Genomic DNA, 22,258 nt, shown 5'->3' with positions numbered 1-22,258 from the left:
TGGCGGGGCGTGCCTTGAGCATTTTCAGTGGCGTCGGCGGCTGAAAAATTTGGCGATTTATTGATCAGCAGCAGTTTGGTCCGGGCAATTGCTTGTGTATGCTCCGAGCAGTTTCGGGCACAAGCTCACCATTATAAGAACAAGAACATCGCCTATGACCCTCAGCTTCGACCTGTCGGGCCCCACTGTGGAGCCACGGGTGATCCGTAAACAGTACGCCATGGAAATGGCGGTCGAACGCACGCGCCTGTTGTATCAGGGCTCGCTGCTGCCCACGTTGTTCATGCTGATCAATGGCCTGGTCTGTGCCGGTTTGCTCTGGAGCCCGCAGCGCTATTTCCTGGTCAGTGTCTGGCTGGTGTGGTTGTTGTCTTTGGTGGCATTGCGGGTGATTCAGGTCGCAGCCTTCGATTCGGCCATCCCCAATCGTCAGGCCCACCCCATTTGGCAACGGATGTTTTGGCTGGGCTCCGGCCTCACCGGCCTGACCCTGGCCGGTGCCGGCATCGCCCTGGTTCCCGCCGATAACTTCATTCAGCAAGCCTGGGTCTTCGGCCTCATCGGTGCCGCCGCGCTTTCGGCCAGCGTGGCCTATGCGGTCAGCTTGCCGGCCTTTCTGTCATTCACCTTGCCCTGCCTGTTGCCCGCCATCGCCTATATGTTTTGGGGGGCTGACGAACAGCAGCAAGGTTGGGGCTGGTTCGGGCTGATCCTGCTCGGTGCGTTGAGCGTGGTTGCCTGGCAAGTCAATCGATTGATCGATCGGGGCTTGATGCGACGCTTTCAGAACCAGGCACTGATCGAGCATCTGCAGCAGGCGCAAAGCTGCAGTGATCAGCTCAATCAGAAGCTGGCCAAGGAGATTGAGCAGCGCCGACGCGCCGACAACGAATTGCGAGAGATACAGGTCGACCTGGAAAACCGCGTCGCTCAACGCAGCCTGGAACTGGACGCCGCCAACCAGGCGCTGAGCAAGAGCGAAGCACGCCTGGCGCTGGCATTGAAGGCCAGTGAGCTGGGGTTGTGGGACTGGAATCTGCAAACCGACGAAGTCCATCACACGCAGATTCAGGAACTGTTCGGCCTGGAGCCGGAGCAGGTCACGGCACTACTGCGCCACCTCAAGCCGCGCCTTCACCCTGATGATCTTCCTGCACTGAAAAGGGCGTTGGTCGAGCATTTGAAGGGCCGCACCGAGGACTATCAAATCGAGTATCGCGTGCGCCATGGCGACGGCCACTGGGTCTGGATCGAGGACCGTGGGCGGGCGGTCGAGCGTGCCGAGAACGGCCGGGTGATTCGCATGGTCGGCACTCGCCGTGACATCAGCGCCAGCAAAGGCCTGGAAGAGCAGCGGCAACTGGCGGCGACCGTGTTCGAGGCGGCCAGCGAAGGGATCGTGATTTTCGATCCTAACTACGTCCTGATCGCGATCAATCAAGCCTTCAGTCGGGTGACCGGCTATGACATCGACGACATGATCGGACGTAATGTCGTTGAGTTGCCATGCAGTCGCGATGCACGTCGGCATTACGCCGCAATACATCAGGCGCTGGAGCAGGAAGGCAGTTGGCAGGGCGAATTGGTGGAGACCCGCAAGAACGGCGAGATGTATCCGCAATGGCTGCAACTGAATGCTGTGCGCGATACTCGGGGAAATGTGAGCCATATTGTGGGCTTCTTCGCTGATCTTTCAGCTCGTCGAGAGTCTGAAGAGCGCATGCGCTATCTGACTCATTACGACGAGCTTACCGGACTGGCCAACCGCGCGATGTTCCGCGAACGCCTTAGTGAGGCTCATCAGCGAGTGCGGCAGGGCGGGTATCGCAGCCTGGCGTTGCTGCACATCAATCTTGATCGATTCAAGCAACTCAACGACAGTCTGGGGCATGAAGTCGCCGACCAGTTGTTGCAGAAGATGGCTCGGCGCCTGGTCAATGCATTGCCTGAAGCAGACACCATTGCGCGCCTTTCCGGTGACGAGTTTGCCGTGCTGTTCAACTCCTACGGCAACCTTTCGAGCCTGGCCCGGGTGGCGACTCGCCTGGCGAGCAAGTTGCGTTTGCCGGTGACGATTGACGGGCATGAGTTGGTGGTCAGCGCGTCGATGGGCATCAGCTTGTTGCCGGACAGCGCCCGGGAAATATCGGCATTGGTCAGTCAGTCGAACATGGCCATGCAGCACGCCAAGCATCTGGGCGGAAATAATTTCCAGTTTTACACCGACAGTTTGCAAGCCAGCACGCTGGAGCGGTTACAGCTGGAAAACCATTTGCGCAAGGCAGTCGAAGAGAAACAGCTGAAGGTGTTTTACCAACCCAAGCTGTGCCTTGCCACGGGCAAGCTCAATGCCGCCGAGGCGTTGGTGCGCTGGGATCATCCGACCATGGGCCGCGTGCCGCCGGGGGATTTCATCGGCCTGGCGGAAGAAACCGGATTGATCGGCCCGATCGGTGAGTTCGTGCTGCGTCAGGCCTGCTGGCAAGCCTGTGAGTGGCAGCGGCAGGGGCTCGAAGCGATTCGGGTGTCGGTCAACCTGTCGGTGCATCAATTGCGCCAGGGCAAGTTGGTCAGTCTGGTGCGCCAAGTGTTGGAAGAAACCGGGCTGGAGCCTCGCTACCTGGAGCTGGAACTCACCGAAAGCCAGTTGCTGGACAGCGTCGAACACATCATCGCCACCTTCCAGCAGTTGCGTGATCTCGGGGTGAAACTGGCCATTGACGATTTTGGCACCGGGTATTCGTCTTTGAGCTACCTCAAACGCATTCCGGTGGACTACGTGAAGATCGACCAGGCGTTTATCCGCGGATTGGGCGAGGGCACCGAGGATGCTGCGATCACCCGGGCGATCATTGCCATGGCCCATGGCTTGTCATTGAAGGTCGTCGCGGAAGGGGTGGAGCGGCAGGAGCAGCTTGAGTTTCTCAAGGCATCGCGCTGCGATGAGGTGCAAGGCTATCTGATCAGTCGGCCGGTGGAGGCGCAAGACCTGGCCGTTCTGCTGCGAGAGAATCATGTGGATTGACTGGAATTGCTTCCCGTCAGGCCATGGCGGTCTGACGGGAAGTTTGAATCAGGAGTTTTTAATCGGTGATCAATACATTATTAATGTGGGCCAGTAATTTACCTTCGTGAAAGATACTGACGCTAGTGACACTGGAAACTCCGGCAGACTTATACTTGACGGGCTTCTCTGTTAGAACGGTAAGTCCAGTTCCGCTGGTATCAATTTGCAGGTCAAGTCGTAGATCACAAGACTTGTCCTGAATTTCACTTCTTACCAGCGTTGGTGTATGGGCGGAATTTGTTACGGTTACGTTGCCTGAGACACGGAGGGAGGCCGCGCCGGGCATGCGGTCATTTTGAGCGGTCCAAGCGCCGCTGACAATTCTATTGGTCATTGTATGTAACTCCTGTAATTAAGTTAATTGCGTCCTGCATGTTTAATATATCCAGCTTTATTTAATTTGTGGGTGATGGCGATTAACATGTTTGTAAGTTGATATTGGGGGCGTGTTGTTGGCCAAGTAACTAATAGTGCTGTGTGCAACGAGAGGCGCATTTTTGCCGCAACGCCAAAAAGCGAACGCAGAGGAGCGCCTGAAAAACCGGCAATGAACGCTACATGGAGCGCACGTGCCCGAATGTCGAGGGATGTGGTTACGCATTGAGGAGGCAAAAAGCCGATTCATGTAGTATAACTACAAGCGTGCTACATCCCCGGCGCCTGCCAATAACAAAGAGTCCAGCCCTTTGAATCTGCTGCAACACATCGCCCAGTCTCGCCACCTGTTACGCAAGTCGGAGCTCAAGGTCGCCGACCACGTGCTGCTTGATCCTGCGGCCGTGATGCACAGCTCCATGGCCGACCTGGCCCACAGCGTGGGCATCAGCGAACCGACCATCGTGCGTTTTTGCCGTGCCATTGGTTGTTCCGGGTTCCAGGACCTGAAGCTGAAGCTGGCCCAGAGCCTGGCGGCCGGTGCGAGTTTTGGCCAGTTTGCGATCCATGAAGACGATTCGGTCGCCGACTACAGCCTGAAAATCTTCGACACCACCCTGCATACCCTGATGGAGGTTCGCGAGAAGCTCGATCCTCTGGAGCTGCAGCGGGCGGTGACGCTGATGTCCCAGGCCCAGCGCGTCGAGTTCTATGGCTTTGGCGCCTCGGGTGCGGTCGCGGCGGACGCCCAGCACAAGTTTTTCCGCTTGCTGCTCACCGCAGCGGCGTACTCCGACCCGCACATGCAGGCGATGTCGGCGGTGACATTGAAGCCGACTGACGTGGCCATCTGCATTTCCCAGTCGGGTCGCTCCAAGGACTTGCTGATCACCGCCAACCTGGTGCGCGAAAGCGGCGCCTCGTTGATCACCTTGTGCCCGAGCCAGACGCCATTGGCCGAGCTGTCTACGGTCAACCTGGCGATCGATGTGCATGAAGACACTGAAATCTATACGCCGCTGACTTCACGTATCGCTCATCTGGTGGTGATCGATGTGCTGGCGATGGGCGTGGCCATGGCGCGTGGCCCGAGCCTGGTCAACCACCTCAAGAGCGTCAAGCGCAGCCTGCGCAGCTTGCGGTTGTCGCCCAAGTCGGTGAAAGCCCTGGACGACTGACCCCTGTGGCGAGGGGGCTTGCCTCCGTTCGGCTGCGCAGCAGTCGTAAATCCGGCAGACGCGATTTAATGGATGTACGCGGTTAACTGGTTTGGGGCCGCTGCGCGGCCCAACGGGGGCAAGCCCCCTCGCCACAGGTATGGCGTCGCCGAACAAACATTCATCAGTCTGTAACGCCCGAGCCGCCAAACCGTCATCCCTCGCGCCTATCTTGAAACTCCCGTACTCGCCTTGGGAGACTCGAAATGGCCATGCCCTACGAAGAACGCAACAGCGTTGTCAAAACCCGTCGTCAGCAAGAAGATCAGCGCCGCATGGAATTCCGTCGCGCCATCGAAGATCGCTGCGAACGCCGTCAGCTTCTGGCCGAAATTGGCGATTTCCCGGAGTTGGAACTCAACTTCTGGCAGACGTCTCCCGTAGCTTCCCGTCGAAACGCTCAACCAGCGCGCTGATCTGAATCCGTTCGCTACGGATAAACGCCAGGAAGGCGTGAGCCACCGGTGACAGGCGTTTCGCCTTGGCCTGCACCAGGCACCAACTGCGAAACAGTGGCAGTTCTTCGACCGGTAGCTCGATCAGGCCACCGGTTGCCAGCTCAAGGCTCAGGGCGTGGCGCGTCAACAGCGCAACGCCCAGGCCTGCCAGTACACATTCACGCTGGGCTTCGGCAGACGAGACCTCCTGAGTCTGGTTGAAGTGCACGCGTTTCTCTTTGAAATACTCTTCGCACGCCAGCCGCGTCCCGGAGCCCGGCTCACGCAGCAGCAGTGTGTAGGGTTCGAGGTCCTGCAAGCGCAGCGCCCCCATATGACACAGCGGGTGATCCGGTGGCGCTACGGCGACGATCGGGTTGTTCAGGAACGGCAGGAATTCCAGGCCCATGTCCTGCGGCACCATGGACATGATCACCAGGTCGTCACGGTTGTCCGACAGGCGCCGAATAACCTGACCGCGATTGACCACCGTCAGTTGCAGGTTCACTTCCGGATGCTGGCGTTTGAAGGCGGCAAACAGATGCGGCACGAAATACTTGGCGCTGGATTCGATCGCCAGTTTCAGCTGCCCTTGCAATGAGCCCTGCATGTCCGACAGCTGCATGTCGAGGTTTTCCAAGCGTCCGAAAATGTCCCGGCTGGCTCGCTGTAACGCTTCAGCCGCTTCGGTCATGTAGAGTTTTTTGCCGACGTAATCGAACAAAGGCTGGCCAATCAGCTCTTCAAGTTGACGAATCTGCAGGCTGACGGCAGGTTGAGTGAGCGACATTTCCTCGGCCGCGCGGCTGTAGGAGCGCAAATCACAGACCTCGTTGAAGATCTGCAATTGCCGCAAAGTCATACGCATCAATGACTTACGCATTATCTTGTCGCTCTCGTCGCTGGCTGGTAAATCAACTATAAGTCTTTACTTATGCACGGCCCAATTTTTATTCATTTTTGTTAATCCCTTGTGGGCGCTAGTGTGGAGCTGCGACTAAATTGAAACATTTAGTCACTCGTCGATCTGGTCTAGCAGGTCGTGGGTACACCGGCTCAAGGGAAACTCCAAGTGATAACAAAGATCCTGATCGCCAACCGTGGTGAGATTGCCGTACGAATCGTACGTGCCTGCGCCGAAATGGGCATTCGTTCGGTCGCGATCTATTCCGACGCCGACCGCCATGCCTTGCATGTGAAGCGCGCGGACGAGGCCCACAGCATTGGCGCCGAGCCGCTGGCCGGTTACCTGAACCCGCGCAAGCTGGTGAACCTGGCCGTGGAAACCGGTTGCGATGCATTGCACCCCGGTTATGGTTTCCTTTCGGAGAACGCCGAACTGGCGGAGATCTGCGCCGAACGCGGGATCAAATTCATTGGCCCGTCGGCCGAAGTCATTCGCCGCATGGGCGACAAGACCGAAGCCCGCCGCAGCATGATCAAGGCTGGCGTACCGGTTACCCCGGGCACCGAAGGCAACGTGTCGGGCATCGAAGAAGCCCTGACCGAAGGCGATCGCATCGGTTACCCGGTGATGCTCAAGGCCACGTCCGGTGGTGGCGGCCGTGGTATCCGTCGCTGCAACAGCCGCGAAGAACTCGAACAGGCTTTCCCGCGGGTCATTTCCGAAGCCACCAAGGCCTTCGGTTCCGCGGAAGTATTCCTGGAAAAGTGCATCGTCAACCCGAAGCACATCGAAGCGCAGATCCTTGGCGACAGCTTCGGCAACGTAGTGCACCTGTTCGAGCGTGACTGCTCGATCCAGCGCCGCAACCAGAAGCTGATCGAAATTGCCCCGAGCCCGCAACTGACCCCGGAACAGCGCGCCTACATCGGCGACCTGTCGGTGCGTGCAGCCAAGGCCGTGGGTTACGAGAACGCCGGCACCGTGGAGTTCCTGCTCGCCGAGGGCGAGGTGTACTTCATGGAGATGAACACCCGGGTGCAGGTGGAACACACCATCACCGAAGAAATCACCGGCATCGACATTGTCCGCGAGCAGATTCGCATTGCCTCCGGCTTGCCGCTTTCGGTGAAACAGGAAGACATCCAGCACCGTGGTTTCGCCCTGCAATTCCGGATCAACGCCGAAGACCCGAAAAACAACTTCCTGCCGAGCTTTGGCAAGATCACCCGTTACTACGCTCCCGGCGGTCCCGGCGTGCGTACCGACACGGCGATCTACACCGGCTACACCATCCCGCCGTACTACGACTCGATGTGCCTGAAACTGGTGGTGTGGGCGCTGACCTGGGAAGAGGCGATGGACCGTGGCTTGCGTGCCCTCGACGACATGCGTCTGCAAGGGGTCAAGACCACCGCCGCGTACTACCAGGAAATCCTGCGTAACCCGGAATTCCGTAGCGGCCAGTTCAACACCAGCTTCGTTGAAAGCCACCCTGAACTGACCAACTACTCGATCAAGCGCAAACCCGAAGAGCTGGCCCTGGCCATCGCCGCCGCCATCGCCGCCCACGCAGGCCTGTGAGGAATAGAACAATGAGCAAACAAATCCACGTTACCGACACTATCCTGCGCGACGCCCACCAATCGCTGCTCGCCACCCGCATGCGCACCGAAGACATGCTGCCGATCTGCGACAAGCTCGACAAAGTCGGCTACTGGTCGCTGGAATGCTGGGGCGGCGCGACCTTCGACGCCTGCGTACGTTTTCTCAAAGAAGATCCGTGGGAGCGTCTGCGCCAGTTGCGCGCCGCGCTGCCTAACACCCGCCTGCAAATGCTGTTGCGCGGCCAGAACCTGCTGGGCTATCGCCACTACAGCGACGACGTGGTCAAAGCCTTCGTCGCCAAGGCCGCGGTCAATGGCATCGACGTGTTCCGTATCTTCGATGCCATGAACGACGTGCGTAACCTGCGCGTGGCCATCGAAGCGGTGAAAGCCGCCGGCAAACACGCCCAGGGCACCATCGCCTACACCACCAGCCCGGTGCACACCATCGAGGCCTTCGTGAACCAGGCCAAGCAAATGGAAGCCATGGGTTGCGACTCGGTGGCGATCAAGGACATGGCCGGCCTGCTGACCCCGTACGCCACCGGCGAACTGGTCAAGGCACTGAAAGCCGAGCAGTCGCTGCCTGTGTTCATCCACTCCCACGACACCGCTGGCCTGGCCGCGATGTGCCAGATGAAGGCCATCGAAAACGGTGCCGACCACATCGACACCGCGATCTCCAGCTTCGCCTGGGGCACCAGCCACCCGGGTACCGAGTCGATGGTCGCCGCCCTTAAAGGCAGCGAGTTCGACACCGGCCTGAACCTGGAGCTGCTGCAGGAGATCGGTCTGTACTTCTACGCCGTGCGCAAGAAGTACCACCAGTTCGAAAGCGAATTCACCGCCGTCGACACCCGTGTTCAAGTCAACCAGGTACCGGGCGGGATGATTTCCAACCTGGCCAACCAGTTGAAAGAGCAGGGCGCACTCAATCGCATGAGCGAAGTGCTGGCAGAAATCCCGCGCGTGCGTGAAGACCTCGGCTTCCCACCGCTGGTGACCCCGACGTCGCAGATCGTCGGCACCCAGGCGTTCTTCAACGTGCTGGCCGGCGAGCGCTACAAGACCATCACCAACGAAGTGAAGCTGTACCTGCAAGGCGGCTACGGCAAGGCGCCGGGCACCGTGAACGAACAACTGCGTCGCCAGGCCATCGGCAGCGAAGAAGTGATCGACGTTCGTCCGGCTGATTTGCTCAAGCCGGAAATGACCAAGCTGCGCGCCGACATCGGTGCACTGGCCAAGTCTGAAGAAGACGTGCTGACCTTCGCCATGTTCCCGGACATCGGCCGCAAGTTCCTCGAAGAGCGCGCGGCTGGAACCCTGACACCTGAAGTGCTGTTGCCGATTCCGGAAGCAGGCAAGGTGGCTTCGGCGGGCGGCGAAGGTGTGCCGACCGAGTTCGTCATCGACGTTCACGGCGAAACCTACCGCGTCGACATCACCGGCGTGGGCGTCAAGGCTGAAGGCAAGCGTCACTTCTACCTGTCCATCGACGGCATGCCGGAAGAAGTGGTGTTCGAGCCGCTCAACGAGTTCGTCGGTGGTGGCAGCAGCAAGCGCAAGCAAGCCTCTGCACCGGGTCACGTCAGCACCACCATGCCGGGCAACATCGTCGACGTGCTGGTCAAGGAGGGTGACACCGTCAAGGCCGGCCAGGCCGTGTTGATCACCGAAGCGATGAAGATGGAAACCGAAGTCCAGGCGGCCATCGCCGGTAAAGTCACCGCCATTCACGTGGCCAAGGGCGACCGGGTGAACCCGGGCGAGATCCTGATCGAGATCGAAGGCTGAGTTAACAGCCTCGATACAACGCTTTATACCTCGGGGGAGCATGTGCTCCCCTTTTTTTCGGGTTTTCACGGGTTTGGACGGCGCGGTTCTTGTAGGAGCTGGCTTGCCAGCGATGGTCGTTAACGATGACGCGTGTAAGCAGGATATACGCGGCGTACTTGAGTCCATCGCCAGCAAGCCGGCTCCTACGGGTTTTGCGGGTTCAGGATTGTTGGGTTCTGCACTCGACCAGGTTTTTTATTTGCCCCGAATCCGTTTGATTCTCATCGCTCAGCCACTGTTCGAACCCCGCCCCAATCGCCGGCCATTCCGAGTCCAGGATCGAGTACCACGCGGTGTCCCGATTTTGCCCCTTGACCACCATGTGCTGGCGGAACACGCCCTCAAAACTGAAGCCCAATCGTTCGGCCGCGTATTTGGAGCGGGCGTTGGCGTTGTTGCATTTCCATTCCAGGCGACGGTAACCCAGGGCAAAGGATTCCTTGGCCAGCAGGTACACCGCTTCAGTGCTTTTTGGCGAGCGCTGCATCGGCGCTCCGAAGGTGACGTGGCCGATCTCGATACGGCCCTGGGCCGGAACGATGGACATCAGGCTCAAAATGCCCTGGACCTCGCCGCTGGCACGGTCGATCACGCTGAAGAAATACGGGTCGCTGTTGGCCGCATGGTTGTTCAGCCAGTCGTTGAAGACGCTGCGCTCCGGGAAGGGGCCGTAAGGCAGGTAGTCCCACAGTTTCGGGTCGGCACCCGGACCTTGCAGGGCTTTGAACAGGTCGTCGCCATGGCGCGCCGGGTCGAGTTTTTCCAGGCGGATGTAACGCCCTTCGATCAGTTGAGTCGTGGGGGCCGGGACGCCTTTCCAGTCTACGAGTGAAGTCGACATGCTGTTCTCCTTGAACTTAAATGGCTTTGCGAAACTGGATGAAACCCGGACGTTCGGCGATGCGCTCGTAGAGCTGGATCGCGGTGGCGTTGGATTCGTGGGTCAGCCAGTGAACCTTGTTGCATCCATCGGCCTTGGCCGTGGCGTAGACGAATTCGATCAACTGACGGCCGACGCCGGTGCCACGAGTTTCCGGGACCACCAGCAAGTCCTGCAGGTAGCAGGAGTTTTCGATGGCCCAGTTCGAACGATGGTAGATGAAATGCACCATGCCCACCGCTTTGCCGTCGGCCCAGGCAAGAGCGGCGTGGGTTGGCTCGTTCGGATCGAGCATGCGCTGCCAGGTGCTTTGGCTGACGGCATCCGCCAGTTCGGTGTTGTAGAAGCGCAGGTAGGCTTGCCACAACGGCAACCAGGCCGCGTGATCAGCGGCGGTGACTTGGCGAATGTCGATCTGACTCATGGTGATTTCCTTAGCGCATCAATTGGGCGAGGGTCTGGTCGTTGGCGTCGGGGCTGGCGGCCAGGCCTTCGCGTACGCCGGCGATGTCGGCGGCGCTGCGGTTCTGGCTGAGCTTGCGCTTGCCTTCCAGACGGTCGATGGGAATGGCGAAACCGACGATGGCCTTGAGCATGCCGTCGATGTAATCGGCGGGAGCATCGGCCACGGACCACGGTTGGGCGCGGCCCGCTTCATGACGGTCGGTGAGGGTGCTGACGATGTCGAGCAGCCTCCCGCCATCGCTGAAGGTTTCGGCTCGGCCATAGGCGTGTACGGCGACGTAGTTCCAGGTGGGCACGACTTTGCCGTGCTCGGCCTTGCTCGGGTAGAAGCCCGGGCTGACGTAGGCGTCGGCACCGGCAAAAATCAGCAGGGCTTCGGCACCGTCGCGCAGGTCTTTCCACTGGGGATTGGCTTTGGCCAGATGCCCGTACAACGTGCCGTTGGTGCCTTGCTCGCAATGCAGCAGCACCGGTACATGGCTGGCTTGCAGGCCGCTTTCGCCGTGGGTCACCAATATGGCGAGGCGGGTGGCGAGGATCAGTTCATGCAGTTGGGCCAACTCGTCGATGGCAAAAGCGCGTGGCGTGTACATGGAGATATTTTCCTTGGCGAATGTCTGCATCCTAGGCAGGCTATTGGTCTGTTGTAAGAGCCATTAACGACCAATTTCATAGGTCCATTGCCATGACGGATGCGCCGCTTTCCTTGTCGTTCAACCCGGCCGGTATCGAACTCGACCGTCGCCAGGGGCTGAGCCGTCAGCTCTATCAGGCTTTGCGCCTGCGCGTGCTTGATGGACGATTGGCCAGCGGTACGCGCCTGCCGGCCAGTCGTGACCTGGCCGGGGCGCTGGCGATTTCTCGTAACAGCGTGGTGCGCGCCTATGATCAGCTGTACGCCGAAGGCTTCATCGAGGGGCGCGTCGGGGATGGCACGTATGTCGCGCAACTGCCTCAAGCAGCGTTGCCGGCAAAAAAACTATCCACAAAAGTATCCACAGGCTTTTCAACAGGGTTACCCACAGCCTTATCCACAAATTGGCTCGATTTACCTGTAGATCCATCCAGCAAAGTTATCCACAACGATCCATTGTCACGCGTCAAAAACAACCATTTACCCAGCCCGCCAAGCGGTCCGCCCCGGGCATTTCGGGTCGGTGTTCCGGCGTTCGATCTGTTTCCGTTCGAGGTTTGGGCCAAGCTGAATGCGGCTTTCTGGCGTAAACCGGATTTACAGCAGCTGTGTTACGGCGACCCGGCCGGTGATGCGCGCTTACGCGGGATGATTGCTGCGTATTTGCGCAGTTCGCGAGGCATGCAGTGCACCGCTGAACAAATTGTGATCACCAGTGGCGCACAGCAGGGAATAAGCCTTTGTGCACAGTTGCTGGTGGAGCCCGGTGACGGGGTGGCGATTGAGAATCCGGGGTATCGGGCGGCCGGTCATGCGTTCGCGGTGGCGGGTGCGAGATTGCATGGCGTGGCGGTGGACAGCGAGGGCATCGACTGCAGTGAGCTAGCGAGGCTCGCTGATTGTCGGCTGACCTACGTGACGCCGTCACACCAGTATCCCACCGGAGTGGTCATGAGTCTGGCGCGACGCCTGGAGCTACTGGCCTGGGCCGAGCGCACTCAGGGCTGGATCGTCGAGGACGATTACGACGGTGAGTACCGTTACAGCGGTGCGCCGCTGGCGCCTTTGGCCGCGCTCGATCGGCAAGGCCGGGTGCTCTACGTCGGCACGTTCGGCAAAGTGGCGTTTCCGGCGTTGCGCCTGGGTTACCTGGTGTTGCCGCCGGGGCTGGTGCAGGCGTTTGCGCAACGGCGCGCGGTGGATGTGCGGCATTCCGAGGTCAGCACCCAAGCGGTGATGGCTGAGTTCATGGCAGCGGGGCACTTTCAACGGCACATTCGTCGCATGCGGCGGGCGGCGTTGAGTCGGCGCAATACGTTGCTCAATGGTTGGCCGACGGATATTCCGGGTGTCGGTCCGTTACCCACCGTCGCTGCCGGTTTGCACATGACGGTGCCGGTCGACAGCGTGGCGCGTGAACGCGAGCTGATCGACCTGGCGAGCAGTGTCGACGTCGAGATCAATGGCTTGAGCAGCTATTGGCTACCCGATTCCATGACGCCGATGGATCAACGATCGGGGTTGGTGTTGGGGTTTGCAGCGGTGCCTGAACAAGCTATCGAGGAAGCGCTGCAACGATTGCGTTCGGTGTGGCGGGACCGCTGAAGCGGGCGGGTTGTCAGTCCGCCCGCACAGGTATTAGCGCTTCGGTTCGAGATTCAGGAACAGCGCCGAATCGCTGATGCGCCGCAGCACATAGTCGATCGGCGCCAGGGTAGTCAGTGCCTGGCGACGTTCGGCAGTGAATGTCTGCAGATGATTGTCGGCGATTTTCAAATGTGCAGCAGTGAACTGCTCCGGCGGTGCGTCCAGCGAATCGTAGTGAAAGTGCGCCAGCCACAGCGGCTGATCTTTGTTGCCAATATCGAGAATCCGGTACTCCTGAAAATAATCCCGACGCTGTTTGGTCCTGATCCGACCTTGTTCGTTCCTGTCGATCCGGACCTGGCCGTTGTCCAGCAACCATTGCAAATAGGCTTGTCGGGGCTGGCGCTCCTTGAGCAGGCTGGCTCTGGTCGTCACACCCTGGGCGCGTAACCGGGTAGCGGCCTCATTGAGTTCCAGACTCAGTGTGGCCACTGGAAGCTGCGTCCCACTGCGCGCCATGACCTGATCGACATTGATCGCTACCTGTTCCAGCCGTCGGGCCTGTTGATCGAACAAGTCTTGCATGTCCGCAGGGATACGATTGGGTTTGAAGGCGTCCTTGCGCGTACGCGTAATGAAGCCTTCAACGTCTTCATTCAGTCTCAAAGCATTGGCAATCGTGTCGATGTCGTCCAGCGTTCGCACGGGGGCGGTGTGCGGCGCGACAGGGCGCATCTGGTCGAGAGCCGGTTCCTCGGAGGTCGACGCCTTGGCAGGCGCCGGATCACGGGGACGACTCTTGGTGACTTTACCTGTCGGGCGTGAAGGGCCGGCAACCGCAGGTTTCGGCGTTTCAGGCAGGGCGATGCTTGCGCTTTCGGGTAACAGCAGATCCAGTTGTTGGCGAGCCAATTGCTGAAACTCGCTGATCACGCCGCGCACCCGCTCAAGTTGGGCAGGTTCAACGTCATCCGGATACTCACCGAGAAGATCGTGCAGGCGCTGATGGGTGTCGGCATAGACATCGATCAGCCGGCTCAGGCGTTCAATGCGCAGTGCGACAGCTTCATTGCTGTTGGGATTTCTGATCATCGCGGCGTGGCGGTGGGTGGCGGTCGCCGCCTCAATGATCAACGTCCCGACTGCGTCTCGCGCAGGATTTACGTGCGTGATTTCGGCACCGCGCAGACACATTTCATGGGACATGCCGATTTCGTTGGATTTCAGGTCCCACTCATTGAACGCCGGGAGCAGTTCGCGCATACGTTGCGCGCTGGCCATGCCGGCACCCCCAAGGATTTCCAGCGGTATCAGTGATGTCTGGGACAGTTGCAGCCGAGCAATCATGTCCTGGCTCAACGCCAATACCTCTTTGACACCTTCTCTGTGCTTCTGCAACGCAACGTTTGAATCAATGACGGTATTGCCGCCGAGCTGCCGGGTAAGCGTTGCGTAGGTGTTGCGCTTGAGCAAGAACCATATGCTGAGATTTTTCTGCAACTGGGTGGTCATGGCTCGCAGATCATCGAAATAGCCTGCGCTCCCACCCTTGAGACGCCATTGCTGCAGATTTTTCAACGCCTGGTCGTACTCACCAACCAGCGTTTCCACCTGCGTGAGGTAACGCCGGTTCGCTTCTTCGAGTGCCGGCCCGGTGACGCCGACCATGGCTTCCAGGGCCTGCTTCAGCGCGGCCGCACCAGCCGCTTCCTGACGCTTGAAGGTTTCCAGAACCGTGGTCAGTTGTTTTAGCTGTTGCGCCTTTTCCTTGCGCTGCGCCTTGAGTTGGCTTTGCAGGCTCTGGCCACCTGCGCCGCCACGCAAGCGCAGCCGCGTGTCCACAAACCATTGGCCTTGTTTGTTGTGGGTCAACAGTGGGCCGGTTTTCGAGGGCGTATCCGGGTAAACGATCTGGACCTGTTGATCGTCGTTTTCCATCACCCGGAACCAGCGCTCGCCGACGCGAGCGTAGGTCTTGTCTGCGAGGCGATAAAGAGGCGCGGTATCGCGCAGGAGGGTCTCCAGGGTTGGGGCCTGCAGATCGAGTGCCGGTACTGTCAGGTTCTGCAGATACTCGGCCAGTGCATTGGCGGATCGATGGGGCACGGACCCGTTGGCCTCGAGCGAGGAGTAATGACTGGACGGCAGTTCACCGGTCAATGGTGTGGGCAGCAGTGTCACTGTGGGCGTTGCCGGTTTGACCGGAGCGCCGCTTGGCAGGGAGGGCACGCTAACGACTATGGGTGCAGCCTCGCGCCGGCCAGTCTTGCGCCGTACGGCGGCGTGGTGGGCGAGGAGGATGCCCAGGGTCAGCAGCAAATCCCCGACCGCGTTCCACTCAGTGAGCTTGTCGCCGTGCTGGTGGGCAGCCACTGCCTGCTCGACTTCATTGATGCTTTGCCAGACCCAGACCGCGGCGCCGGCCGGCCCACTGAGAAAATTCGCGGCGACGTTGAACAGTGCCCAGCCACTGTCGCGCAGCAATGCCCAGCGTCGCTCCGCATTGGATTGTGATTGGCGATCCGCGAGTTCGGCCATGGTCCTGGCATGGGTCTGGAACAGGGTGGCGAATACATCGCCGGTCAGTTCGGTTGATGACAATTCGACCGGCCCGGCCCAGTCCACGTCTGTCCAGGGTTCGGAGAGTAACTGTGCCCCCAGCCATGGGCTGGGTAGGCCGACGGGGAAGGTGTATTGGGCGTATTTGAAGCTGGTGCTCGAGTCAGGCAGCCACGCCAGCACCGAGTCCCTCAAATCGCCCGGTTGATGCAGGGCATACAGCAGGTTTTGCGCTGAGGGGAACTGCAGCAACGGCTGTTCGAGCAGTGGACGATAGAGCAGGCAAGGCCCGACGTCCGGGTGGCGCGGGGCGATGATGAACATGTTGTCCACGGTGTCGCCGTCAGTGTTGGCGGCGTGGACGAAGCACAAGGGGCGGATGACGATCGGTTGCGGGTGGCCGGGTGTCGGGTTGAGCCATTCGTTTACATAGCGGCAACCCAACTCATCCACGCCGCCGATGTGGCGGACCTTGCACTCCAGGGCAATCAGCGGCAGCAGCGCGCGCAACTGGCTGATGTAAAAGTGCTCTTGCAGGCGGGCCTGCACCGGATCATCGATCAGCTTGTCCTTGATCAGTCTGGGATACTTCTGGCCAATATCGACCTCGCTCGCGATCTTCGTCAGATACGTCACGTTCAGCCATTCGGGCACAGGTTGCGGCGGATTGAAGCGAATGGTTGCCTGATACGGCGCGGCGTTTTGCAGGGCGTACTCGCCCAGGGTTTCGGTGTGGATGTCGAGGGGGTTGGGCAGCGTCAATCCGCCGGATTCAAAACTGTTGGTGATCGTGATCTCAAGGTTATCGAGGGGCAGTCCGGCGGCAGATGTCTTGTCGGCAAATATCGCTTCGCGCATGCGCTGCTGGGCGAAGGCATCAATCGAAGGGATCTGGAAAAGGTCTTTGTTGGCCTGCTTGTACAGTTTGCCCAATGCGTTGACGGATCGACTGTACTGATCCAGATCAGCGGCCGACGCGTCGAGCAGCCAGGCGGGTATTGAGTTCTCCAGATCATTGCGGGTGTTTTTCTCTTGAACGGTGGTGTGTTCAGGGAGAGCGGACAGCCCGGTACTGTCATCCACATCAGCAGCGAGGCTTTCGCGGGTGATCGCTGCGATAGCGTCCAGTTGGGTGGTAATCAGGGCCCAGGCCATATGGTCGAAAAAATCACCCTCGGGCTCGAACAACTGCCACTGCAGGTTCCGACCGGCCACTTGTTCCTGGATGCGCGCCGGTAATGACGCCCCCAATGCCTCTAGTGAATCGAACGATTCATAGCCAGTTTCCACGGTGTACATCATCACCAGATCGCGTTGTTTATAGCGCCCTGTGAGTACGGCAGCGCCACCGAGGACCAGGTGTTGTTTTTTTCCTTTTTCATCGACGGTGTCGATATCAATCAGGCTGGCCCGGATATCCGCCATCGTCGGTGCATGTTTTTGCCGCTCGGGTTTGTCCGGGTGAAGTGAGACAGCCCGGGCCACATGGCACTGATCGTCATCCCAGCCGTCGACGCGTTGAACATCGAGGGTTTTGCGCAGCGCTTGCGACAGTTCTTGCCAGTGCGGTGCCTGGTGTCCGCTGCCGTTCCAGAAGGCGAGTTGACGTTCCCTGAAGGCAACGAAAAGCAAGGGGGTGTAGTCGTTGAGCAACCTGGCGATGGCCTCGATGTCGAGGTCCAGATGCACAACCGGTGTGGCCTGCGGGTTCAACGTCAGGAAGTGTTCACCCTCCAGGTAGTTGGCGTTGGCAGCGGTGTAGAACTGACGCACCAGCACCTGGGTCAGTGATTCGAACCGCGTAGGCATTGCCACGAGCGAACCGTCGAGCCATTGCCATTGAGGTGTGGCGAGCATCGTGTGTTCGGGGGCGATATCGCGCTCGGGATACAGCGCCTTGAGGCCCTGGCGCAGCATCTGCGTGGCGACTTCATCGACAGTCGGTCCCTGACTTGTCTGATGGATGACCAGGCTTTTTTTCAGCAGTACCGGTGGCTCGGTAGTCTCGGGGTGTTCAATCATCGTCATTTTCCTTTTTGACGGTTCAGGCTTGAGTGAAGAACAACTCGCGCGCCAGTTGCGGGCTGATTTCGCTGCGATAAATAGCGATCACTTGCGGGTTGGTCGAGGCCGAATGCAGGTCGAATGCACCTGCCAGCAGTCGTTGTTCACGCAGTTTCAAATGGGCGGCGGTGAATGCATCGGCCGGCGCATCCAGGCTGGTGTAGTGGAAGTGGGCATACCACAGTGTTTTCTGGGTACGGCGCTCGCGAAGTTCATACTCTTGCAGGTAATCCTTGCGCGGGCCCTTCAGGCGTCGTCGCTTGGCATTGCTCACAATGTCGATTTCGTCCTTGCTCAACAGCCATTGGACGCGGGCCGCAGTTGGAGGTTGGGCTTTGGTCATTTCGATGCGTATCCGGTTACCTTCGGCGTACAGTCGCTCGCGTGCCTCGTTCAGTTCCTTGGTCAAGGTTGACGCGGTACCCGACGGGCCGTCGGTTGTGTTCGAGCGCAATACGGCTTGTTCCAGGGATCGGGCCGCTTGGCCAAGTTGATCGGCTTTGTGCTGGAACAACTCTTCGATTTCCACCGGGATACGGCCTGGCTTTTTCGCGTTTGCTTCGGTTTGCCGGATGAAGTTTTCCAGGTCATCGAGCATGGTCCGGCCGTGGGTGATTTGTTCGGTGAGTACCGGTGGTGGAGCTTGCAGTCGGCGACGTCTGGCCGGTACCCGTTCAAGCCAGACACCGGGTGTTTTTTCGTGAAAGGTGGCGATGACCTTGCCGGTCATGGGTGCGCGCACTTCCAGCAGCACGGGCTCTCCTGGCGCTGAAGGACGAACTTCGCCAACGACCGTGCCATTGAATCGCGTCTTGACTACCCGTTTGCGCGACGCTGGCGTTGGCCTCGAAGGCCCGGGGCGAGGCTCTTGGGGCAGTTGCTCGCGCAGCAACTGAGCAAGGTAGGCCTCGGTATCCTGCTGGAACTCGCCGACTCGCGAGCGCAGATGCTTGAACGGTTGCTCCAGCACCGCGTCGTTGTGGTTGACCGTGAAGTCTTCGAAGGACTGATCGATCGTGGCAAATTGTTCGAGCATGCCATTGAGCGCGTCGATACGTTCCTTTGCGATCCACGTGCTGCCTTCCAGCATCAGCTCCTGGGAGGTCTGGATTACCAGGTTGGTTGTATCGAGCAGGCGTGTCAGTTCGTTTCGGGCTTCTGTCAGCGGCAGACTGTCACCTTCCTTGAGGCAGACCTCGCGGGCCAGTGAGATCTGCAGTGCCTTGAGATCGTTGAGGGTAAAGGCAGGCAGTCTTGCCTTGTAGGTGCTGGTCATTTCGGCAGCACCTCTACCCAGTCGGCTCAGCAACTGGAAACGCGATTGTGCAAACTCGATTTTGCCGATTACGCCCTCGGTCAGGTCGACCATTTTTTGATAAGTCGCACGGTCACCGGCCGCACCAGCCGTTTCTTCAGCCTCAAGCAGGGTCAAGGTCTCTTGTAGGGTTTGTCTGAAAGCCGGATTTTTTTCATCGAGCCATACCTGGTTGAAAAACAGCTGAGTGCCCAGCATATCGGCCATTTCGCTGCGGTAATTGGAAACCGTGTCGAGCAGGTTCAACGAATTCAGCTGCTCGATTGGGGCGGCATAGTCGCTGGTGCGCTGGTCGAGTTTTTCGAGAAATGTCTGCTGTAGCCCAGCCTTCGTCTTGTCTGTGGCCGTTTTCAACTGGTTGAAAGCGTCCGTCAGCTCTTTGCCTGCGCTTTCGCTTTGGTCGTTGAAGTCCTTCAACTGCTTCTTGAGCTCGGTGATGCGCTGACGGTTTTGCTTTTTCAGCGCCATGCGCCGACTCGACAAACCACCGCCACGCAAGCGCAAGCGAGTATCGACAAACCACTCGCCGCGCTTATTGCGGATCAGTGAGGGGCCTTTAACGGGGGGGTGAGGTGTTGAATCGATGATCGACACTTCACCGGTTTCCTCGACGGACACTTCAAACCAACGCTCACCGACTTTCGTGTAGGAGCGGTTCTCAAGGCGATAGAGGTATTGATGGGGGCCACCCTCTTTACTGGGGGGAATGAGATTTTCGGGTTGGGTGATCTTGAAGCGATCCAGGGTTTTGGTGAGGCTCAGGGCGGCATCCGTCACCACTGAAAGGTGATGCTCAGCGGAAAGAGGTTCGCCGACGACATCGGGCAATTGGACAAAGGTTACAGGGGGCGCAGCCGGTTTTTTCTCGGGCTCGATCGCGACCGTTGACGTGGGTTTTTCCTCGATTGTGCGGGCGGTCGGATGGCGTGTGGCTGCGTGATGGGCGAGCACCATGGCCAGGGTCAGCAGCAGGTCGGTCATCGCTGTTTTCTGTTGCTGACGGTCGCCGCTTTCACTGGCGTCCACGGTTTGTTGCAGGTCATCCAGTACTTGCCAGATCCAGGCGGAAGTGCCGACGGTGCGACCGAGAAAGGGCAGCGCTGCGTTGAGGATCATCCAGGCGGCATGCTTGAACGTCGCCCAGCGATTTTGTGCATTGGACACCGATTGCCGTTGCGCCAGTTCGACCAGTGCATTGACGTTGGTCTTGTACAAAGTGGCCATGGCTTCGGTGGCCATGGTTGCGGAGCCGAGTAAAACCGGCCCGATCATTTGCGCAGAAGTCAGCGGGTCGGCCAGCAGTTGCGGGAGGGACCAGACCGAAGGCAGGTCGCCGGTGAACACATAGTTGGCGTAATTGGCGCGCTCTGTGTCCGGCAGCCAGGCGAGCACGGACTCGCGCAATGCCGCCGATTGCTTGATGGCGTAAATCAGGTTGGCCGGTGTCGGGTATTGGCTCAAGGGGCGGTCGAGCATTGGCCGGTAGAGCAGGCAAGGCCCCTTGTCCATTTGTTTGGGGCCAATCACGAACATGTTGGTTACTTCGTCCGTAGACGCAATGAGGCGCCGAGCGGGAGTAAAGCCCAACGGGCGAATGACAATCTCCTGCCCATCCACCCAGCGATTGGCATCGAGCAACTGGACGACGGCAGCGACATAGCGGTAACCCAACCCGTCGACCCCGCCCTGTTGACGAATCTTTTGTTGCAAGGCCAGCAGCGGCAGCTCAACCCGCAACTGACGGGTGAACAGGTTCTGCCGGCGCAGGCTTTCAACAGGGTCGTCGAGCAGTTTGCTTTTGATCAGCGTGGGGTAGGTCTGACCGATATTGACACTGACAATCAATGCCTCCAGGTAATCTACCGTCATCCAGTCCGGCAGCGCTGTGGCCTTGGTGCTGCGCACGGACTTGTTGCCCAGCGGCAGGGCAATCAGGTTTTGCAGCGCCAGATCGACCAGGCTCAGGGTGGTGCGCTCGGCCCCGACCGGGGGCAAGAAGCTGCCCCAGACCACGACACTGTCGATGACGATCTCGATGTCCGCCAGATCCAGTTTGTCGGCGTCGGCATGCTCTTTGAGCATGGCATCGCGCAGCTGATCCAGGGCGAACTCGCGGATAGGCTTGATCCCGTCCTGGAAGGACTGTCCGGCGTTCTGATCCTGAACTGTCGCCAGATCCATCAGGTGGCGGCTGTAAGCGGTGAGGTCACTGGGTGAGGCACTGCTCATCCAGTCCGGCAGCGCTTGTTCGACTTGATTGAATCTTGAAGAAGACTGCTTGTTCGTCGGATCGAGTTCGTTGGTTGTGCGACTGATGTGGGGCGCCAGGTCGGGGTTTGGCGCCGAGCTATCGTTCGCCAGGGCGGCAATCGAGTCCGCTTGCAGGGCAATCAGGTTGCACGCCAGATGGTCGAAATAATTGCCTTCGGGCTCGATCAGCCGCCATTGCAGCGTGTTGTCGGGGAGCTGTCCATCGGTGTACGTCAGCAACGATTCGCCCAGTTGCTGGAACGAGTCGTATGTCTGGAAACCACGGGTGATGCTATGGCTGATGATCAGGTTGCGGGTGCCTTGGGTGCCGATCAGCACGGCCATGTCGAGTATGTTGAGGTGGGTCGAGACACCCTTGCTCACGTAGTCGAGGTCGATCAGGCAGGCGCGTGAATGATATCGGTCGTGAGCCTTGCGCGTGCTTTTGTCCGGATACGCAAACAGGTTGCGGGCCATGGCGTAACGGTCATTGTCCCAGTTCGAACTGGTTTCGATGTTCCACAGTTCGCGCAGTGATTTGGACAACCCCTGCCAGCGCGGTGTGGAGGCATGAGTGAACTGGTTCCAGTAGTCGACCTGTTGCTCTTGGAACGCGATAAACAGCAACGGCGCCAGTTCATTGAGCAAGCGTGCGATGGCGTCGATGCGCACGGGCAGTTGCGCCGGTGTCTGCTCCCAGGGTTGCAATGTGAGGTAGTGCTCGCCATCGAGATAGACCACGGGAGTGGCCGCTACGCCGTGGCGTACCAGTGCATCGGTCAGTGATTCAAAGTGGCGCGGCCCGGGCACTATGCGCTGGTTGTGAAGAGTCCAGGCAGGTGTCACCACCATCGCCAGGCGCGGGTCGATGTGCAGGTTTGGGTACAGCGCTTTCAATGCGGGTTGCAGTGCATGTGTAGCGACTTCCCGGATCGAGGGCCCGGCCACCAATTGGGTGAGCAGGGCGTCTTGATCGTCGGAGAGGCCGGAGGCAGAAGCGGGGCTGGAAGTATCTGGCATGGTCACATCCTGTGTGGGCGAAGCCGGCACCGTTGAAC

13 protein-coding genes are annotated in these 22,258 nt (G+C 59.3%); 6 read left to right on the top strand and 7 right to left on the bottom strand.

Annotation, left to right across the window (positions count from 1 at the left end):
- Nucleotides 1–154: 154 nt before the first annotated feature.
- On the top strand, nucleotides 155–3,025 hold the full coding sequence (locus QMK54_RS30810; RefSeq protein WP_110661206.1) for an EAL domain-containing protein: 2,871 nt from the start codon (nucleotides 155–157) through the stop codon (nucleotides 3,023–3,025).
- 58 nt (nucleotides 3,026–3,083) lie between these two features.
- Here the strand turns inward: QMK54_RS30810 and QMK54_RS30805 are convergent, their stop codons facing one another.
- On the bottom strand, nucleotides 3,084–3,401 hold the full coding sequence (locus QMK54_RS30805) for a hypothetical protein (RefSeq protein WP_110661207.1): 318 nt from the start codon (nucleotides 3,399–3,401) through the stop codon (nucleotides 3,084–3,086).
- A 352-nt stretch (nucleotides 3,402–3,753) separates the two neighbouring features.
- Between QMK54_RS30805 and hexR the strand changes: the two genes are divergently transcribed.
- Nucleotides 3,754–4,620: a transcriptional regulator HexR gene (gene hexR, locus QMK54_RS30800; protein WP_007954250.1), complete on the top strand. Its 867-nt coding sequence runs from the start codon at nucleotides 3,754–3,756 to the stop codon at nucleotides 4,618–4,620.
- Between the two features lie 245 nt (nucleotides 4,621–4,865).
- On the top strand, nucleotides 4,866–5,075 hold the full coding sequence (locus QMK54_RS30795; RefSeq protein WP_110662045.1) for a PA3496 family putative envelope integrity protein: 210 nt from the start codon (nucleotides 4,866–4,868) through the stop codon (nucleotides 5,073–5,075).
- Here QMK54_RS30795 and QMK54_RS30790 read toward each other — a convergent pair.
- The gene (locus QMK54_RS30790; RefSeq protein WP_110662046.1) at nucleotides 5,017–5,979 is read right to left on the bottom strand and encodes a LysR family transcriptional regulator; all 963 of its coding nucleotides are present in this window, start codon (nucleotides 5,977–5,979) and stop codon (nucleotides 5,017–5,019) included. The genes QMK54_RS30795 and QMK54_RS30790 overlap by 59 nt on opposite strands.
- A 189-nt stretch (nucleotides 5,980–6,168) precedes the next feature.
- Between QMK54_RS30790 and QMK54_RS30785 the strand changes: the two genes are divergently transcribed.
- Nucleotides 6,169–7,584 (top strand): acetyl-CoA carboxylase biotin carboxylase subunit, encoded by a 1,416-nt coding sequence (locus QMK54_RS30785; protein WP_046038868.1) that lies wholly within the window; start codon nucleotides 6,169–6,171, stop codon nucleotides 7,582–7,584.
- Between the two features lie 11 nt (nucleotides 7,585–7,595).
- Nucleotides 7,596–9,404: a sodium-extruding oxaloacetate decarboxylase subunit alpha gene (gene oadA / locus QMK54_RS30780; RefSeq protein WP_223594435.1), complete on the top strand. Its 1,809-nt coding sequence runs from the start codon at nucleotides 7,596–7,598 to the stop codon at nucleotides 9,402–9,404.
- 202 nt (nucleotides 9,405–9,606) lie between these two features.
- Here the strand turns inward: oadA and QMK54_RS30775 are convergent, their stop codons facing one another.
- From QMK54_RS30775 to QMK54_RS30765, 3 genes are read right to left on the bottom strand one after another with little or no spacing between them, the layout of a single operon-like run.
- Nucleotides 9,607–10,287: a GNAT family N-acetyltransferase gene (locus tag QMK54_RS30775; protein WP_223594431.1), complete on the bottom strand. Its 681-nt coding sequence runs from the start codon at nucleotides 10,285–10,287 to the stop codon at nucleotides 9,607–9,609.
- A gap of 16 nt (nucleotides 10,288–10,303) precedes the next feature.
- Nucleotides 10,304–10,750, bottom strand: a complete 447-nt coding sequence (locus QMK54_RS30770) for a GNAT family N-acetyltransferase (protein ID WP_110658599.1) — start codon at nucleotides 10,748–10,750, stop codon at nucleotides 10,304–10,306.
- A gap of 10 nt (nucleotides 10,751–10,760) precedes the next feature.
- Nucleotides 10,761–11,384: an FMN-binding negative transcriptional regulator gene (locus QMK54_RS30765; protein ID WP_320401814.1), complete on the bottom strand. Its 624-nt coding sequence runs from the start codon at nucleotides 11,382–11,384 to the stop codon at nucleotides 10,761–10,763.
- Nucleotides 11,385–11,476: 92 nt separating this feature from the next.
- Between QMK54_RS30765 and QMK54_RS30760 the strand changes: the two genes are divergently transcribed.
- A complete protein-coding gene (locus QMK54_RS30760) occupies nucleotides 11,477–13,030 on the top strand; it encodes a PLP-dependent aminotransferase family protein (protein WP_320401813.1) in 1,554 nt (517 codons plus the stop codon).
- A gap of 33 nt (nucleotides 13,031–13,063) precedes the next feature.
- On the opposite strand, the gene QMK54_RS30755 is transcribed toward QMK54_RS30760, so the two are convergent.
- A complete protein-coding gene (locus QMK54_RS30755; protein WP_320401812.1) occupies nucleotides 13,064–17,593 on the bottom strand; it encodes a dermonecrotic toxin domain-containing protein in 4,530 nt (1,509 codons plus the stop codon).
- Between the two features lie 22 nt (nucleotides 17,594–17,615).
- Nucleotides 17,616–22,220, bottom strand: a complete 4,605-nt coding sequence (locus tag QMK54_RS30750) for a dermonecrotic toxin domain-containing protein (protein ID WP_320401811.1) — start codon at nucleotides 22,218–22,220, stop codon at nucleotides 17,616–17,618.
- Between the last annotated feature and the right edge of the window lie 38 nt (nucleotides 22,221–22,258).

This window comes from Pseudomonas sp. P5_109 (assembly GCF_034009455.1).
Classification (GTDB): Bacteria; Pseudomonadota; Gammaproteobacteria; order Pseudomonadales; family Pseudomonadaceae; genus Aquipseudomonas.
This window is presented reverse-complemented; position numbering and strand designations above follow the sequence as displayed.